General features: G+C 64.6%; 10 protein-coding genes. 2 read left to right on the top strand and 8 right to left on the bottom strand.

The window, feature by feature from the left end; translation table 11 throughout:
- Positions 1 to 14 precede the first annotated feature (14 nt).
- The 6 genes from AKJ09_RS30330 to AKJ09_RS30305 form a co-directional block, all read right to left on the bottom strand.
- Positions 15 to 608: an alpha/beta hydrolase family protein gene (locus AKJ09_RS30330; RefSeq protein WP_146651354.1), complete on the bottom strand. Its 594-nt coding sequence runs from the start codon at positions 606 to 608 to the stop codon at positions 15 to 17.
- A gap of 846 nt (positions 609 to 1,454) precedes the next feature.
- Positions 1,455 to 3,584: an AgmX/PglI C-terminal domain-containing protein gene (locus tag AKJ09_RS30325; protein WP_146651353.1), complete on the bottom strand. Its 2,130-nt coding sequence runs from the start codon at positions 3,582 to 3,584 to the stop codon at positions 1,455 to 1,457.
- A 137-nt stretch (positions 3,585 to 3,721) separates the two neighbouring features.
- Positions 3,722 to 4,012, bottom strand: a complete 291-nt coding sequence (locus AKJ09_RS30320) for a hypothetical protein (RefSeq protein WP_146651352.1) — start codon at positions 4,010 to 4,012, stop codon at positions 3,722 to 3,724.
- A gap of 538 nt (positions 4,013 to 4,550) precedes the next feature.
- The gene (locus AKJ09_RS30315; protein ID WP_146651351.1) at positions 4,551 to 5,960 is read right to left on the bottom strand and encodes a tetratricopeptide repeat protein; all 1,410 of its coding nucleotides are present in this window, start codon (positions 5,958 to 5,960) and stop codon (positions 4,551 to 4,553) included.
- Positions 5,961 to 7,269: 1,309 nt separating this feature from the next.
- Positions 7,270 to 9,831: a tetratricopeptide repeat protein gene (locus tag AKJ09_RS30310; protein WP_169927996.1), complete on the bottom strand. Its 2,562-nt coding sequence runs from the start codon at positions 9,829 to 9,831 to the stop codon at positions 7,270 to 7,272.
- A 5-nt stretch (positions 9,832 to 9,836) separates the two neighbouring features.
- Positions 9,837 to 11,636, bottom strand: a complete 1,800-nt coding sequence (locus AKJ09_RS30305) for a hypothetical protein (protein ID WP_205633839.1) — start codon at positions 11,634 to 11,636, stop codon at positions 9,837 to 9,839.
- A 1,007-nt stretch (positions 11,637 to 12,643) separates the two neighbouring features.
- On the opposite strand from AKJ09_RS30305, the gene AKJ09_RS53425 reads away from it, so the two are divergent.
- Together AKJ09_RS53425 and AKJ09_RS53420 are read left to right on the top strand one after the other, a co-directional pair.
- Positions 12,644 to 13,261 carry a hypothetical protein gene (locus AKJ09_RS53425; protein WP_169927995.1) on the top strand — a complete coding sequence of 206 codons (618 nt, stop codon included), beginning with the start codon at positions 12,644 to 12,646 and terminating at the stop codon, positions 13,259 to 13,261.
- 82 nt (positions 13,262 to 13,343) lie between these two features.
- The gene (locus tag AKJ09_RS53420) at positions 13,344 to 13,724 is read left to right on the top strand and encodes a YraN family protein (protein WP_169927994.1); all 381 of its coding nucleotides are present in this window, start codon (positions 13,344 to 13,346) and stop codon (positions 13,722 to 13,724) included.
- Positions 13,725 to 13,878: 154 nt separating this feature from the next.
- Here AKJ09_RS53420 and AKJ09_RS30295 read toward each other — a convergent pair whose 3' ends face one another.
- Together AKJ09_RS30295 and AKJ09_RS30290 are read right to left on the bottom strand one after the other, a co-directional pair.
- Positions 13,879 to 14,619 (bottom strand): hypothetical protein, encoded by a 741-nt coding sequence (locus tag AKJ09_RS30295; protein WP_146651349.1) that lies wholly within the window; start codon positions 14,617 to 14,619, stop codon positions 13,879 to 13,881.
- 95 nt (positions 14,620 to 14,714) lie between these two features.
- Positions 14,715 to 15,461: a HEAT repeat domain-containing protein gene (locus tag AKJ09_RS30290; protein ID WP_169927993.1), complete on the bottom strand. Its 747-nt coding sequence runs from the start codon at positions 15,459 to 15,461 to the stop codon at positions 14,715 to 14,717.
- Positions 15,462 to 15,751: the final 290 nt, after the last annotated feature.

Below are 15,751 nucleotides of genomic sequence, written 5' to 3'. Positions count from 1 at the left end.
CCTTCCGTCTCTGGTCAGGGAGCCTTCCAGTCGGCGGAGAGCGGGAGGAGGTAGAGCCAGTCCGCGCTGCTTCCGCTGTGGTCACCCGCGACGACGTCGCTCGTGAGAGGGAAGCCCGCGGCCTTGATCTTGTTCCAGTCCGCCTGCACCCGCGAGAGAGCGAAGACGCTGTCGTTCTGGTGCGCGCGGTGCGCGATCGGGATCTTCCTGCTCGCGTTCGCGAGGAGCGAGTCGGGATTGCTGTCCGCGGCGTAGAGGCCAGAGTTCTCGATCAAGATTCCGGCAAAGCGCGACGCGTTCTTGAGACCGACGCGGTACGCAAGCTGGCCGCCCGACGAGTATCCGATGACGGTGACCTTCTTCTGGTGAACCCAGAAGCACTTGGAGATGTCGTCGACGGCCGCGAGGACCTTGTCGTCGTCGCCACCGATGTTCCAGCAGCTGCTGCCACCACTCGCGCCGTCGATCGAGATGCCGATGTGCTGCTGCGTGGCGCGACCGTCGTACGGATTCACGCCCCACGTCGCGAAGTTCTTCGCGCTGTCGCCGCAACCGTGGAGACCGACGACGAGTCGCATCGGCTTGGTCCGGTCGTAGCTCGCCGGCACGTACGCGACGTACTCGCCCTTGCCCGAATTGCGGACGAAGAAGCCGTCGCTGCCCTTGGAGATGCTGCACGTCCCCGAAGGAGCGGGGCCCGCGCCATCGCCGTCGTCGGCGGGCGGCGTCTTCCCCGCATCGTTGTCCGCCGTGCCGTCACCACCGTCGGCGTCCGTCCCGCTGTCGACGCCACCGTCGGCGCCATCGCCGGGCGTGGTCTCGGGAGGCGTCGTCTCCGGGTTGGCGGGGTGGTCTCGTCGCCCGTCGCCGGCGGAGCAGGCTGGTTCGGATCACCCACGGGCTCGGTCGCCAGGGCGCTCGAACTCGGGGTAGCGGCGGCCTCGTTACCGTTGCACCCAAGGACGCTGAAGAGCGTGAGGGCAAGGACCGAGGTGAGAACGTTGCTTCGCATGGAGAAGGTTCTACCGAGCGCGATCCGATCCTGACGAGCGCTCCGCCATGCTCGAGCACATTTTGGTCGCGCCCTTCGGTACCGCGTGTCTGTCGCTGCGCAGCCCTGCGCCTCGAGCATGAGCGCACGACGAAGTGCCTAGAAAATAGGCACCGTTCATGTCACATGCACTCTACACCCACCGCTGACGGCGGATCGTTCGCGCGCCGGCGGACAACCGTAAGCCCACACGTCCACTGCGACCGAGGCAGTTCGCGCGCGCTTAAACGCGAAGGCCGCACAGGCAAACCTGCACGGCCTTCTTCTCATCGCGATCCCGCCGATTGAGGGGCGGGACCGAAGCGGATTCGGTGTCCGCTCGTCGCTCGTCCCGCGCAGCCGTACTGAAGTACGGCGAACACGCGAGCGGCGAGCTGGCGCCGAAGACGCGAGGTATCGTCCCTCAATCCCCGGGGTTGAAGATGATGGGGTAGACGACGGTGACGATGCCGCCTTCGGGCTGCGGGAACGAGAGGTTTCCGAAGCCGCGGACGACGCACGAAACGACGCCCTGATCCGGGAGGTCCGAGCCACCGTCCTGTGCGGTGGAGACGGCGCCCGAGCGGTCGATGACGAACTTCACCGAGACGCGGCCCGAGAGGTTCGGGTTCGTGCGAAGGCCGTTCTCGTAGCAGAGACGGAAACGACCGAAGTTCTGGCGAACGATACGCTGGATGACCTCCGGCGGGAGGCGACCGTTGACCTGGGTCGCGCCCTGGCGCATCGAAGGAGCCTTGGTGGCGTGGGCGCCACCGAGGCGGCCGTGGCCGTTACCGAAGCCTTGGCCCGTACCGGTGCCGGCGCCGTGGCCGAGCGTACCGATGTTGCCGAGGCCGATGCCTTCGCCTCGACCACCACCGCCTTCACCAACGCCCGAGAGACCGAGACCGCCGGCGCCGAACGCGTCGCCGATGGCGTCGCCCCACATGTTGCCGCGGGCGCTGAGCGGGTCGTTACCGCTCGACTCCTCACGACCCCAGGGCGCCGTCGGAGCGTTCGGGTCACCGCCCGCGCCGACGTTGATGAGGCCGATCATGCCGAATTCCTGCGCTTCCTTGAGCGCAGCCTGACGCGCGAGGTGCGGGTCGGGGTTGTCCGCCGGGCCCTGAACGCCGTAGCGCTTGTTCGTCGCGCTCGTGTTCGGGTTACCCATCGAGCCTTCTTCGCCCTTCGCGCGGGTACCCGTGCCGCCTTCCTTCTGGTCGGCGTTCGCGTCGGAAACCTGCTCGGTCGGCTTCTCTTCCTGCTCGCGCTCGGCGGCGGCGTTCAGCATCTTCTGCATGAGAAGGAGCTGATCGCGGTCGATCGCCTCGCTGTCGTCGCCGTCCATCTTCGGCATGAAGAACGCCATCGAGGCGACGATGCCGATGTGGAGGAGGAACGAGAGGCCGATGAACACGTAGGCGGCGGGCTCGAAGCTCGAGAACGCACCGACCGGCGGAGCCTTGCCCGCGTTGACCGCGCTCACCTCGAAGACGAGGCCGGAGCCCTCGATCTCCATGTGCGCCTTGGCGCCGTTCGGGAGCTCGAACTCGTGGGCGCCCGAGAGCTCGCTCGAGGGACGCGCGCGGCCCGACGAGATGAGGTCCTGGAACGTGACGGTGCCCTGACCCGGGATCTCGACCGTGCCGGTCGAGCGCGGGAACATGACGAGCGCCGCGCTGACGCCGCGAGCAACGACGACCGGCGCACGCGTGGTACCGAGGACCTCGCTCGGCACGAAGTAATCGCAGCCGACCTGCTCCTCACCGACGAAAAAGCTCTTCGGCGGGCTCGAGTGCGAGACGTGAAGGGTGTTCTGGTCCCACTTCACGAGCACTTCGATGGCGGCAGCGTGGCTTTCGACCTCGTCCGGGTGGACGTCGGGGCCGCTCTTCACCATCGAGAAGGTGTAGGGCTGGTTCGGGTCGAAATCGCTGCCGCCCGGCGCGTTGATGCCGTAGCCGCCGTAGGCCTGATCGGCCGCCGAAGCGACGAAGGGATTGGCCGGCGCGAACGGGTTCGCCGATGCAAACGGGTTCGCCGCGGGCGACGCCGCAAACGGGTTCGCCGCGGGGGGAGCACTCGGAGGCGCCGCGGGCGCGAAGGGGTTCGCCGCAGCCGCCGGGCCGAGGCCGAGCGAGGTGGCCGCGCCCTGCCCACCGACCGCGGTGTTGTCAGCGAGGAGCGCGTCGTCCGCACGACCGGACGAAGCAGCCGCCGGCGCGCCCGCACCCGCGAGCTCGGCGCTCTCGAGGTGAATGGTCGTCGAGCCGATCTGGATCTGATCGCCCGGGCGAACCTTGCACTTGTTGACGCGCTGGCCGTTGACGAGCGTACCCGGCTCGTTTCCGAGGTCGATCAGCGTGATGTCGTTCGGGCCGGCCACTTCGATGACGGCGTGCATGCGCGACGCGAGGTCGTCGTCGACGCGGAGATGGCTCCGCGGATCCTTTCCGACCTTCACGATGTCCTGAGCGATCGTGTCTCGACGCACGAGCTGTTCGCCCTGGTAGAGCGCGAACGTCAACGCGACCTTTGCCTTGCCTTCCATCGCCTAGACCTTTCGAAACGGGTACTGCTTGCCGCGCGTCAGAAACTGAATGCGTATCTCGAAGAACTCGGGAGACGCGACCGAGGGCGCTTGGACACTCGGTGATGAAGCCCGCTCGAGCGAGCGGGCGTCCGAAACTAGAGGTTCTCGACCGACTTGAGCATCTCGGGCACGAACGACGTGCGCGGACGGATCAGGGTCGTGCGAACCGGCCCGGGGCGGACGCGGATCGTGGCGTCACTGGGGCCGAAGCCACCGGCCGCGAGCGGATCGTCCGAGAATTCGTAACCGTAACCTTCGTCCTTGCCGCCGCCCGCTGCGGGCTTCGCGCCCGCTGCGCCGCCGGCGCCCTGAGCGAAGACAGAAGAAGTTGCCGAGAGAACAAACGCTGCCGCGATCAACCCGAACAGAACCCGCTTCGTCTTCATGATCCGCTCCGTATTCGAGATTCGCTTCGAGTTCGCGCTGTTTCGCGGGCCTTCCCGCGTGTCTCGCGCGCGCTCTTTCGTTCTTTGGTGGGGGGACGTTAGCTGATGAAGGGTCGCTAACTGTAACTATTCCAATTTCCCAAGAATTTTGCGCCCGAATTACAGTATCATTGTACTGCCCTCGGGCTCGAACAGCAAGGCGAACGAGCCGGTCCGGTCAGGTGAGACGCGGAATTTTGGCTTTCGTTCCCTCCCCTCTCAATTCGCGGTCAAACCCGCCCTTTCACGATCCAAAACCGCCCACACGAAACGAGCTGCGGAGATCGCAACGATCGCGGCGGGTCATGAGAAACATTGGCCGGCTGTTTAGCCCGGCACATCGGGTTCTTGTGTCCTGACAACGTCTCGGGGCTCGAGGTTCCCGGCCCGCGCGAGAATTCGGAGATTTTCTTGAACCCTTGGAAATCCGAGGAGCGCCAACGAGCGCCAACGAAAAAGGAAAAGCCCCGGACGCACGCGGCGCCCGGGGCCTCCTGGCTCACAGATTGAGGAACTGGATGGTGTCGTCGATGTCGCCGAGGCGACCGCGATCCTTGTCCGTACCGTCACCCTTCACACGACGAACGGCGCCGTCGTACTCGGGCTTGCCTGCGGCCTTGTCCAGGAACGCCTGGAAGATCGACTTGGCAGACTGGAGCGATGCGATGGTCTTCTCCTTGGGTCCACCGGCCTTCGCCTTGAACTCCATCGTGAGAATGCCTTCGTTGTAGTAGGCGTCCGGGCGGTTCGCGTCGATCTTCTTCGCCGCATCGAGCTCGGCCTGGACGGCCGAGACGCGTGCGTCGTAGTCGGCTTCGGAGCCGGTGATCGGGCCGCGGAGCGCGAGCGCCATACCGAGGTGAGCGTCGTAGTCGTTCGGGCGCATCTGCAGCGCCTTGGTGTACGCGCCCTGCGCCTGCTCGAAGCCGCGGAATCCGAGGTTGACCGCGGCGTAGTTCATCTGCGCCTCGAAGAACTTCGGATCGAGCTTCGCAGCCGTCGCGAACGAGCTGACCGCGCCGTTCACCTGACCGAGCTCATTCTGGATGAGACCGGAGGTGTTGTGGATCGGGGCGTAGTTCGGGTTCTTGCGGATCGCCTGCGAGCAGACGAGGGCCGCAAGCTCGAGCTGCTGACCGTCGGCGCGCTTGGCCATCGCCGCGTTCGTCGTGATCTGGCGACCACGCGAGCCCTTCGCCGTCGACTTCACCGCACCCGCGCGCTTCTTCGCGAGCTGGAAGTAGTAGAGGGCGAGCTGGTTGAACGCCGGCATGTAGGCGTCGTCGATGGCGAGCGCACGCTGGAGGTTCAGCTTCGCGCAGTCCATGTCGTTCTTGCAGCCCTGACCGGACGCATCGCTGTCGCGCTGCATCTGGAACATCGCCAGGTTGACGAGGGCGGGAACGTTCTGGAACTGCGCGTCGATGACGGCCTGCTGCATGGCGCCGATCGCCGCGTCCTCGTTCGAGTCCTGCTTGTACTGGTAGAGCGCAAGCTGGGCGCGAGCGTTGTGGAACTTGGGGTCGTCCTTGAGCGCCTGCTCGAAGCGAGCCTTGGCGTTCTTGTCGTCGTTGCAACGCTGGAACGAGAGACCAGCGTTGAACGTCGCCTGGGCGAACTTGCCGCCTTGAGACGAGACGGCGTCTTCGAAGAGCTTCGCGACCGCTGCGCAGTTCGCGTCGTTCCAGTCGTTCGCCTTGTCGTGCTCGACGAAGGAGTCGATGGCCGCGTTGAACTTCGCTTGCGCGTCCTTCTTCACGTCCGTCGGTTGGGTCGCGAGGCCGTCCCCGCCGCCCTTACCAGCGGCAGCGGGCGTCTTCGCAGGGGCCGTCTCACCGCCGCCACCGCCGCAAGCAGCGGTGACGGTCGCGAGGAGACCAGCAACGAGAAGTCCTGTGATGCGCTTCATGGTTCTGTCCTCCCTCACTTCTTCTTCCCGGGGAGCGGCTTGCCACCACCCTTGGCAGCGCCACCACCGTTACCCGCAGCCTTGCCCGCGGGCTTGGCCGAGTCGTCCTTCTTGCCGCTCGACGATTCGTCGCTCGACACGACGGTCTTCTCGGGGGCCGCTGCCGGCGGGTGCCAGAACGTGCCGTCCGTGAGGATCGGGGGCGCCTTCTCGTCGAGACCGCTGTTGGAGAGCGTGGGCGCTCCACGGAGCTCGTCGACGACGTGGTATTCGGATTTGTAGTTCTTCGCGAGCCAGACCTCGCAGTTACGCGAGTACTCGTCGAAGTACTGGTACTTGACCGACAGGTCGAGGCACTTCTTGAGAGCCGGCTTTGCGTTGCTGACCTTGAAGGGCTCGCTCGCGCGGTCGAGAGCGTCGTAGTACACGCCGCGGAGCTCCGCGTCCTTCTTCCAGGCCTCCGGGATCGGAGCGCGGCGGAAGTCGTCGACGAGGTCACCCCACATGAGACCGCTGCGCGAACCGGCGGCGATGACCCACTTCGGCGGGGGGACGGGCTTCAGATCGAGGATCTTGATGTACTCGGGCTCGACCTTCTCGATCGCGGCCTTCTTCTTCGTGTACCAATCCTTGACCCGACCGTTGATGTGCTTGAGGACGGTGTCCTTGTCGCCCGGTCCGGTGTACGCCGGGAATCGCACCGGCTCGACCTCGGCCTTGCGCTTCTCCTCGGCCGCGTAGAAGAACGCTTCGCCGACGGCGTTGAGAGCCTTCGCGAGACGGCGATCCGTCGCGCCGGCATCCTCGCCCGGGTACGCGCCCTTGATCTTCGCCTCGGCAGCCGCCGGGTCGTTCCAGAAGCCACGAACACGCGCGTACTCGGCCTTCGCGAGGTTGTCGCTGTTCTTCATCTTCGTGTAGACGCGGGCGAGGGTCGCGTGGGCCTGGACCTGAACGTCCGGAGCCGCGCGGTCGATGACGTGCATCGAGCCGACGAGCGCCGTCTTGGCCTTCTCCCAGTCTTCCTTGTCCGCGTAGTGCGCGCCGACGGCGAAGGCGATCGACGCAGTCTGCGCCGGCTTGCTCGTGCCGTAGCTCTTCGTGAAGACGCGCGCGTCTTCGATCGCCTGCTCCTCCTGGCCGAGGCCGAGGCGGAGAATGACGGCGTCCGAGAGGGCCTGGTCGGCCTTTTCGGCCTTGGGGTCGGCCTTCTGGTAACGCTCGTACCAGTCAGCGGCGAGGTCGTAGACCGCGATCGCCTGGTAGTTACCGCCGATCTCGTAGGTCGCCTTCTTGGCGAGCGGCGAGTTCAGCTTCTGGTCGGCGTCGAACGCGAGGAGCGAACGGCGAACCGTGATCGCCTTCGCGACGAGGCGGGCCGCCTGGAAGGCGCGGGCCGCGTTGTACGCGATTTCGTCGCAACGCTCGGCCTGGGGGCCTGCTTGTTCGCGACCGGATCCTGGCAGTACTTGCGGAACATCTCGAAGTACGCCGCGCCGCCCGACTCGTAGAGAGCGAGGCCTTCCTTGCCGCCTTCCTTGTCCGCGCGCTCGACGAGCTTCTGCGCCTTCAAGCGAAGGATGTCGACCTGGATCTTGTTGAGCGTGGTGCACTGCTCGGCGTTCTTCGTCGCCTTGTCGCCCTGGCAGTAGAGCTTGATGAACTCCGGAACGTCCTGCCCCATGTCGTCGAAGCAGGAGGTCTTCTGGAAGTTCGACCCGAGAACGTTGACGCTCTCGAGGTAGAGCTGCGCGGCGTAGATACCGACGTCGCGATCGGAGTTGTTCATCGCGATGTCGCGGAACCCGACCGCCGCCTCTTCCCAGTGCTGCGACTCGAAGTAGGTACGCGCGCGGGCGTACTTCACTTCGACGAGCTGCTCCTGGCCCGCGGTGTCGTTCGCGCCAGGCTTGATGTAGCAGATGTACCGATTGAAGGCCTGAACCATGCCCTTCTGGTTCTCGGACATCTCCTTCGGCTTGAGCTTCTCGGTGTCGTCGGCAGCGCCCTTCTTGGCGGACTTGTCGTCCTTCTTCTGGCCAGGAAGGTTGCCGGCGCCCTTCTTCGCGGAGCCGTCCTTGTGCGTCTCGTCGTAGATGTTCTGGTAGCAGAGCACCGACGCGTACGCGGCTTCCGCGGCCTCGGCGGCCTGCGGGTTCTCGGCGACGACGGAGTCGAACGCCGGACCGCACTTCGCCCAGTCCTTCTGGAAGTACAGAAGGTCGGCCATCGCGTACTTGATCTTGTAGATCGTCGGCCAGTCTTCCTTCACGACGCGGGGGAACTGGAACGTCGAGAATTCCTGCGCGTTCCAGGTGTCGACGACCTTCTTGTAGAGCGTGGCGGCGAGCGCCATCGTCTTGAGGTCGCCCGTACCGCGCTGGCCCGACGAGCCAACGGCTTCGAGGTGCCACGCCATCGCCGTTTCAGTCGCGAGAGCGGCGCTCTTGTTCGCGCACTCCTGCTTCTGCTCCGCCGAGAACGAGCCGTTCTTGAACTCGTTGGCGACCTTCACCTGGTTGTCGACTTCCTTGACGATGGCGTCCTTGTTGCCGCCCTTCATCGCCATGGTCGCTTCGGTGATGTGCGCCTGGTACACGCAGTGGCGGCCCGACTTGTCGCGAACGATGAGGTCGCGGAAGAGCTGGATCGCCTCGGGGTAGTGGCCCGTATCCAGGTAGTTGTTACCCAGATCGTCCATCATCTTGAACGTCTTGTCGTTCGACCCCGCAGCGTCGCCCGAGATGTTGTGCAAGAAGTTGTAGGCCTGAGCCGGGTCGCCCTTGAGCGCGTAGACCGGGATCACGTCACGACGCGCGCTGTCCGCGAGCTTCGACGCTCCAGGAAGCTGCGTGTGAACGGTGCCGAACTCGATGGTCTTCTTGAAACCGTTGAGCGCCTTATCGAGCTCGCCCTTGTTCCAGTAGACGTACGCGAGCTTGTACCAGGCGTAGCCGTAGACCTTGTTGTTCGGCGGCGGGTACTTGATGACTTCCGCGTAGGCCTGCGCGGCGAGGTCCCACTTGGACGGATCGCCCTGCGCCTCGTTGAAGAAGAGCTCGCCGAACGCGAGGTACGCGTTCGGGATGTACTTCGAGTCCGGGCGCTTCTTGATGAGGTCGTAGTAGACGCTGCGCGCGTTCTTGAGATCGCTCGCCTGCTCGTACTCGTACGCGAGGTAGTACAGGACCTCGTCGAGGGCCTGGTACGTCGGGTAGTCCGTGACGATCGTGCTGTAGTAGTCGATCGCCTTCTTACGAGCAGCCTTGAGGACCGCTTCGGCCTGGTTCGCGTTCGTCTGGAACTGACCGGCCGCCTTCGGATCCTTCTTCTTGGCCTCGTCGCGCTTGATCTCGGCTTCCGTCTTGTCACGGAAGGCCGCGGCCTCGAGCTCGACGTACTCTTCCGCGAGGCGGCGAGCGAGCTGGGGACGGTCGGGCGCGTTCTTCTTCGTCGTTTCGAAGAGTCGTTCGGTCTGCTGGATCTCGGTCACGAGCAGAGCGCGCTGACGTGCCTGGAGACGGCTCTTGCGCTCGTCGCGCGGAGCATCCGTCATCGTCGGCATGTTCGGCTTCGTCTGCTGATCGCGCTTCTTCAGGTCCGCCGGGGGCGGAGCTGAGTGGAAGTTCACGACCGGCGCTTTGCCGTGCTTGCCAACATCGAATTCCTTGGGGCCGTTGCCGCCGCAAGCGCTGAGGGTCTGCTTCGCTTTGTCATCGATGCAGACACCCTGCGCAGATGCGACGCCCGCGGCGGAGACACCCGCCGTGAGCACGAGCCCTTGCAAAAGTCGCGTCGTTCGCCGGCGCATGACAAGCCCGCGCATCATGAGTCGCGCGGACTCACGCCCGGTCTTCTTCGATCCACTCATCCGAACTACCTCCCGCACTTCGAGGTGATGGTCTGCCTGTAGAACCCGAGCTCATCGCGCCAGTACTCGCCGTCGAACGGCCAGATGACGTGCTCCTCGTCAGGCTTGACAATGTTGCGCTCCGACTCCGAGCGCGAGACCTGAGAACCCGCGATGCTCTGCTCGAGCTGACCGCGCTTCGCCGCCGTGACGTCGATGATGATCTTCGCGCTGTCACGGAGGTGCTCGTTGAGCTCGTCGAGGTTGCGCTGGTAGCGCTCACGGGCGAGCTGGCCGGCGTTACGAACAGCGATGTCGCGAGCGAGCTGCATCGCGTCCTTCGTGTCGTTGCCGAGCGCCGATTCACGGAAGCTCGCCGGCGCCTTCGTAAAGCGCTTCTGCTCGTCGTCGAGAACCTGCACGTATTGCAGGTGGCGGAGCAGCTGGCGATCGCTGAGGGCGTTCTCGACGACCTTCTTGATGCGCGGCGGAAGGTCCGCCTTGCCGTCACGAACGTCCTTGAGGAACTTGTAGAAGGGCTCGTCGGCTTCGTCGCCCTTGAAGCGATTGAGGACCTTGTTGAGGTCGTCGTAGATCGGCTGGTACTTCGCCTGGAACTTGGCGACGATCGTTTCCGCGTCGTCGTACTGGCAGTTCGAGAAGTAGATGACCGCCTTCAGAATCTCGCCTTCGGGGTAGTACGAGTTCGGGAAGTACGGCGAGTCGATCGTGTGGATGTTGCCGAGCGCGTGGGCGTAGTCGCCGGCCATGAAGTAGGCCCACGACTCCTCGAAGAGCGAGTCGAGCCAGTACTCGCTGCCCTGGTCGACCTTGTTCCAGTACTTGACGGCGGCCGAGAGCTTGTCCGACTGGATCGTCGGGGCGTTGTTCTCGTCGAGGCGGACCGACGCCGAGTAGTACGTGCGCGCCATCGAGATGAAGGCGAGGTCGCGCATACGATCCTCGTCCTCGATCTCCACGCCGCCTTCGTCGATCGCGCCGACGACACGCTGGAACGACTTCACCGCGGGAACGGATTTGCGGAGCTGGACGTTCGAGATGCCGGAGAAGAACTGACCCTTGATGTAGTACTTCGACTGGCGGTCGACCTTGCCGAAGAGGCGGAGCGCGTCTTCGTACTGGCGGTTGCGGTACTTGTAGCGGCCGAGCAGGTAGTTCAGCTGCCAGAAGAGCTCGCGCTGGTTCTGGTTGTTGAACTTCGAGATCTGCTCGTCGTTGTACTTACCGACGCGCTCGACGATGTCGGCGGGCTCCGGGAGGTCGGTCGCGAGCTTCGCGAGCCAGAGGAGCGTTTCGTTGAACTTGAGGTGGTTCGGCTTGTCGGCGATCTCGCTGAAGATGCCGTAGGCGCCTTGGTAGAACTTGAGGCGGTAGAGCGAGATCGCGAGGTGGTACTGCGCGAGCTGCTTGTTGCCTTCGTCGTCGCCCGTTTCGCCCTTGTAGACGCGGTAGAGAGCAAGCGCGGCGTCGCCCCACTTCTCGCCGTCGAAGAGGCGCTTGGCCTGCGCGGCCTGCTCCGTCATCTGACCGGCGACGGGCGGGGGACCGGAGTCCGCGGCGTGCGTCGCACCGCCCTGCGCGGGCTGAGCGTCATCGAGCTCGATTGCCTGGTCGCCACCATGAGCGGCGCCGCCCTGCTGCGCTCCGCCTTTGTTGCCGCCTTTGCCGCCGCCCTTTTGGGTCGCGCCGGCCGGGGCCTTGCCACCGCCGCGCTTCTGGGCGAGCGCGGGGCTGCTCGCAACTGCAAGCGCCAGAGCGGTAGTAGCGGACGCAATGAAGAGCTTGCGCAGGAGAGAGTGACGCATCCGATTATTCCTCGCCTTGGTGAGGTGAGAAGCGGCCGCTCGAAAATCGTTGGTGAGCGACGCGCCTGGGGGTGACGCGGGGTACTGCGGGTTGCTGCAAAAGAAGAAGTGATGAAGCGTGCCGGGGCGGGAAGAGTCGAGAGCGGAGAGCGGAGAATAAGAGATCGCCTCAAAGAACCCGCACCGCGCGATGCGCCCAAAGCCATGCCAGGAGCGCGTGGAGTCAGGGTGAGATGCGCGGTGACTGCGTGGTAACCGACGCGAAATCGAGGTGAGAGCGAGGCGAGACCGAGTAGGCGAAGTCGAAAAAGTTCAGTGTTTTTACAAAGATAATCCCGGCGAGCGGCGGAATGGTACGGAGGAAAATCCGCGTTTGTCAAGGCGTTTTGCCCCTACCCGTGCCTGCTTACACTGCACCCGGAGTAAGGGTGGGAGATGGAGAATCCCGATGTCGAAGGGTTACCTCCCATCCCCCTGTCACGAGCCCCACCGACAGACCCGCCCGAGCGCGAGGACCTTGGGTGCGGGTTCGACCCCCGACTGCGTGAACGACTCGACTCGACATCACTCCTCTCGCTGAACGCCCTCCCTCGCTTCACGAACCCCACCGCTGAGGTCAACGGTGCTGAACGCAAGTTATCCAAGACTGGCCGGCGCGGCGGAAGACGTGCGGGCGGGACGCGAACGAGACGTCGATGCCACGGCGTGGAGACGGAACGACCCCATGACGGCCATCAGGGATTGTCCTTCCCTTCCTTTGGCGTCCCCGTCGTGGCCTCGCTCAGCTCGCTTGAGGCAAGCCGAGCGCGAGCGGACGACGAGTCGCCAACGCGACGCGCGTCGATCGTCGCTCGGTGAGGACCGCCCCGACACATTCCTTGGAGGCACGGAGCCCGCAACTCGCTCCGTCCTCGTTGAAGAACGACAGCGCGCGACGGCAGATCGCGCAACGGAGAGTGAACATGCTTGACGCTCTGATGCGCAGAAAGGTACCGTCCCGCTCCACGATGACGCGGACGTTCGTGATCGCGATCCTTCTCGGTTCTGGCCTTCTCGCAGCTAGCCCCGGCTGCTCTGAGCAAGGCGTTGGCGACCCCTGTACTCCGGAGCAAGAGTACGACGCGACGTTCAACGGCTTCGACGAAAAAGAAGTCAACGTCGAGTCGAAGAGCTTCCAGTGCCGTACGCGCGTGTGCCTCGTGAATCACTTCCGAGGTCGCGTGTCCTGCCCCTACGGCCAGAACGCCAAGGGCGATGCGCCAACCGGCGCGGCGGCGTGCTCGGTCCCTGGTACCGACACGAAGATCACGGGCCCCCTGGATCCGCAGGGCAACCCCAAAGACCCCATCAAGGCTTCCGCCGTTCCGGCTCAGTGCGTCGACCGCACTGCGGACAAGGCGGTTTACTGTTCGTGCCGCTGTGCCGACATCAACGGCAACAAGCCCGGCGACCAGACGTTCTGCGATTGCCCCGACGGCTTCGCGTGTACGCCGCTCGTCACCTCGATCGGTCAGGGCAACGAGGGCCTCACCGGCTCTTACTGCATCAAGACCGGTACGCAGTACGACGTCAACACGGCGTGCAACCAGGGTGAGTGCGACCCGACCACGAAGAAGTGCGACTGACCGCGCGCCGCGTGCGCGTGTAGCTCCGTCGACGGCGTCGCCCGAATCACGACCATCGGTCGGGGCGACGCCGTCAAACCGTTTGTCTCCCCTACCCGCGTCTCATGCGCGCGGGCGCGCTGCTGAACAAGCAGCCGCCGAGTGGCTTCTCCAGCGAGGGTTCCGCGTTCTTTGGCGGAACCTTCGCATTGGCGCGCTCGAGCTCGACATCGTCGCGAAGAAGGACGATCTGGTCGTGATCGTCGAGGTGCGCACGCGCGGGCGGGGCTCGTTCGAGTCTGCCCTGGGCAGCATCTCGCCGGCGAAGCAGCGCCTGCTCTTGCGCGGCGCGCGTGGCCTTTGGCGTGGTCGCCTCGCGAAGATGCCAGATGTCGCGCGCGTACGCATCGACGTCGCCGCGGTGACGTTCGGGGACGACGACGCGCCGTCGATCGAGTGGATTGCCGGCGCGATCACCGAGTGAGTGGACGGTGCGTTCGCGCTCCCTCCCCGACGAACGGCGCCAGAGGGCGTGCGACGAGTTTAGAATGCACGAAGGGCGCGATCACCGAGTGACCGCGCCCTTTCTTACTTTGTGACCTTCGGTTGTGACAGGCGCGCCTGGGCGGCCCGTTCACTCAGAGATCGAGAGAGGCTTTCATCTCGTCGCGAACGTGGCGAAGCCTGCCGATCGCCTCGTCGCTCGCGCCAGAACGCTTCGCTTCATCCATCGCCGAAGAGAGCTCGTCGACCTCACGTCGCTGGCGCTCTTTCAGCTTGTCGACCATCCCGGCGAAGACCTCGAAGAAGTCCTGAAGCTCGTCTCCCTTGCGAAGGCGGCCCTGGAAATTGAGCTTTCCGTCACCGACCTGCCGAAGGAGCATCTTCATCTTGTAGATGGGCCCCACGACCTTGTGCGTGAAGTAGATGCCCAAGATACCGATGAGCAGCACGAATAGCGCGAGGCCGAAGACGAGCGTGGTCAGCATCGAACGCTGCTGATCGATCGTGTGCTTCTGCTCGGCGAGCAGCGCGTTCTGCTTCTCGAGGAGTCCGTTGTCTAGCTCCTCGGCGCTCTGATTGAAGGAGTTCGCGAGCTCGGGAGCGTCCGCGTACTCCTTCTTCATCGTCATCTTCACGAGGTCGCTGTTCTTGCGACTCTCTTCGACGAACTTCTGGCCCTGCGCGATGACGTGCTGGCTTTGCTCCGTCACCTCGGTGCTCGTGCGATAGAGCACACTGCCCATGCTGGCACTGATGAAGAGGGCAACGCCGATGATCATGCCCGTCCACTTCAGTTGGAAGCGGGCGTCGAGCAGGTAGTTCTTGATGCTTCGCTTGTACTTCTGAGCCGGAGCCGGCTGGACAGAGGTGGTCATCGGGTCCTCTCTGACAAGCGTACACGGAGCACGTTCGCAATCCTCGTTTTCGTCACGTTCTTCATCCGTTCACGCTCGGAGCTCACGGCCGCGGTTCAGAGGAACGCACTCGCATTCTGGGTGAACTGCTCGGTGGCGATTCCCGCGGCCATGGCCATCAGGTCGTCTTCCGAAGACTTGTCGGATCCCGACACGCCTTCCTTGGTCAGCGTGCGGTCGACATTTCCGAGCAGCGACTTGCCCGGATAGGTGAAGACGCCGATCTTCACCTTCACGCGGAGGTTTCCGTTCGAGTAGTCGAAGCGGTCGACGGCGACGGCCAGGTAGAAGCCCTTCATCTTCCGCTTCTGCATGGTGCCTTTGGCGGCATCCGGCGTCTCCTTGGAGGGCGCAATCTGGATGTCACCCGAGCCTTCGAGCTTTTGCTTGATGGCTCGCAGAACGATGGCTTCCACCTCGGGTTGAGCGCGACCGGTGGAGTTGGCGATCGTCGAGATCGAGACGTAGTACTTCGCGTTCGGGTTCTCTTTGACCTTGTCGTCGTTGGCGGGGGCGTCTCCCCCGCCGTTGGCCACGATCGCCTCGATGGCACGTGTGATCTGGACCTTCACGCCGTCGTTCGACTCGCTCGACTCGCGGCCGCGGAGACACGAGAGCGCGGAGGAACGACTGAGGCGCTTGAGGGCCACGGCTGAGGCCTGACGAACGACCTCGCTGGAGTCCGCCAATGCCCCGCAGAGCGGCGTGACAGCGCCGTCCTCGTTGCTGGCGCCCAAAGCGAGCGCCGCGTTGGTTCGGACACGGAAGTCGTCGGACTTCAGCTTGTCGGCGAGAAACTTCACGCGGGCCTCGTCGGCGTACGCCGGTTCGCCGCCGTGCGGTCCGAACAGACTCAGCACACCCGCTAGAAGCCCCACCCCTAGGACCCGCCCGCGCATGGACTGTCGAAGAATATCACCCTTTGCCACGCTCTTCGCACTCCCTTTCGGCCGCTCGCTGCGCTCGCTTCCTTGCCTTGTGCTCGCTCACTCGCTTCGCTCGTTCGCTCGTTCCTTCGGGACGACGGATGGGTGACTGGGCGATTCGGCCGACGGGGCCTTTTGGCCGACGGGGCCTTTTGGCCGACTAGGCC

This window comes from Labilithrix luteola (assembly GCF_001263205.1).
GTDB classification, from domain to species: domain Bacteria; phylum Myxococcota_A; class Polyangia; order Polyangiales; family Polyangiaceae; genus Labilithrix; species Labilithrix luteola.
Note: the sequence above shows the minus strand (reverse complement) of the source record. Positions and strands in the feature narration are given on the sequence as shown.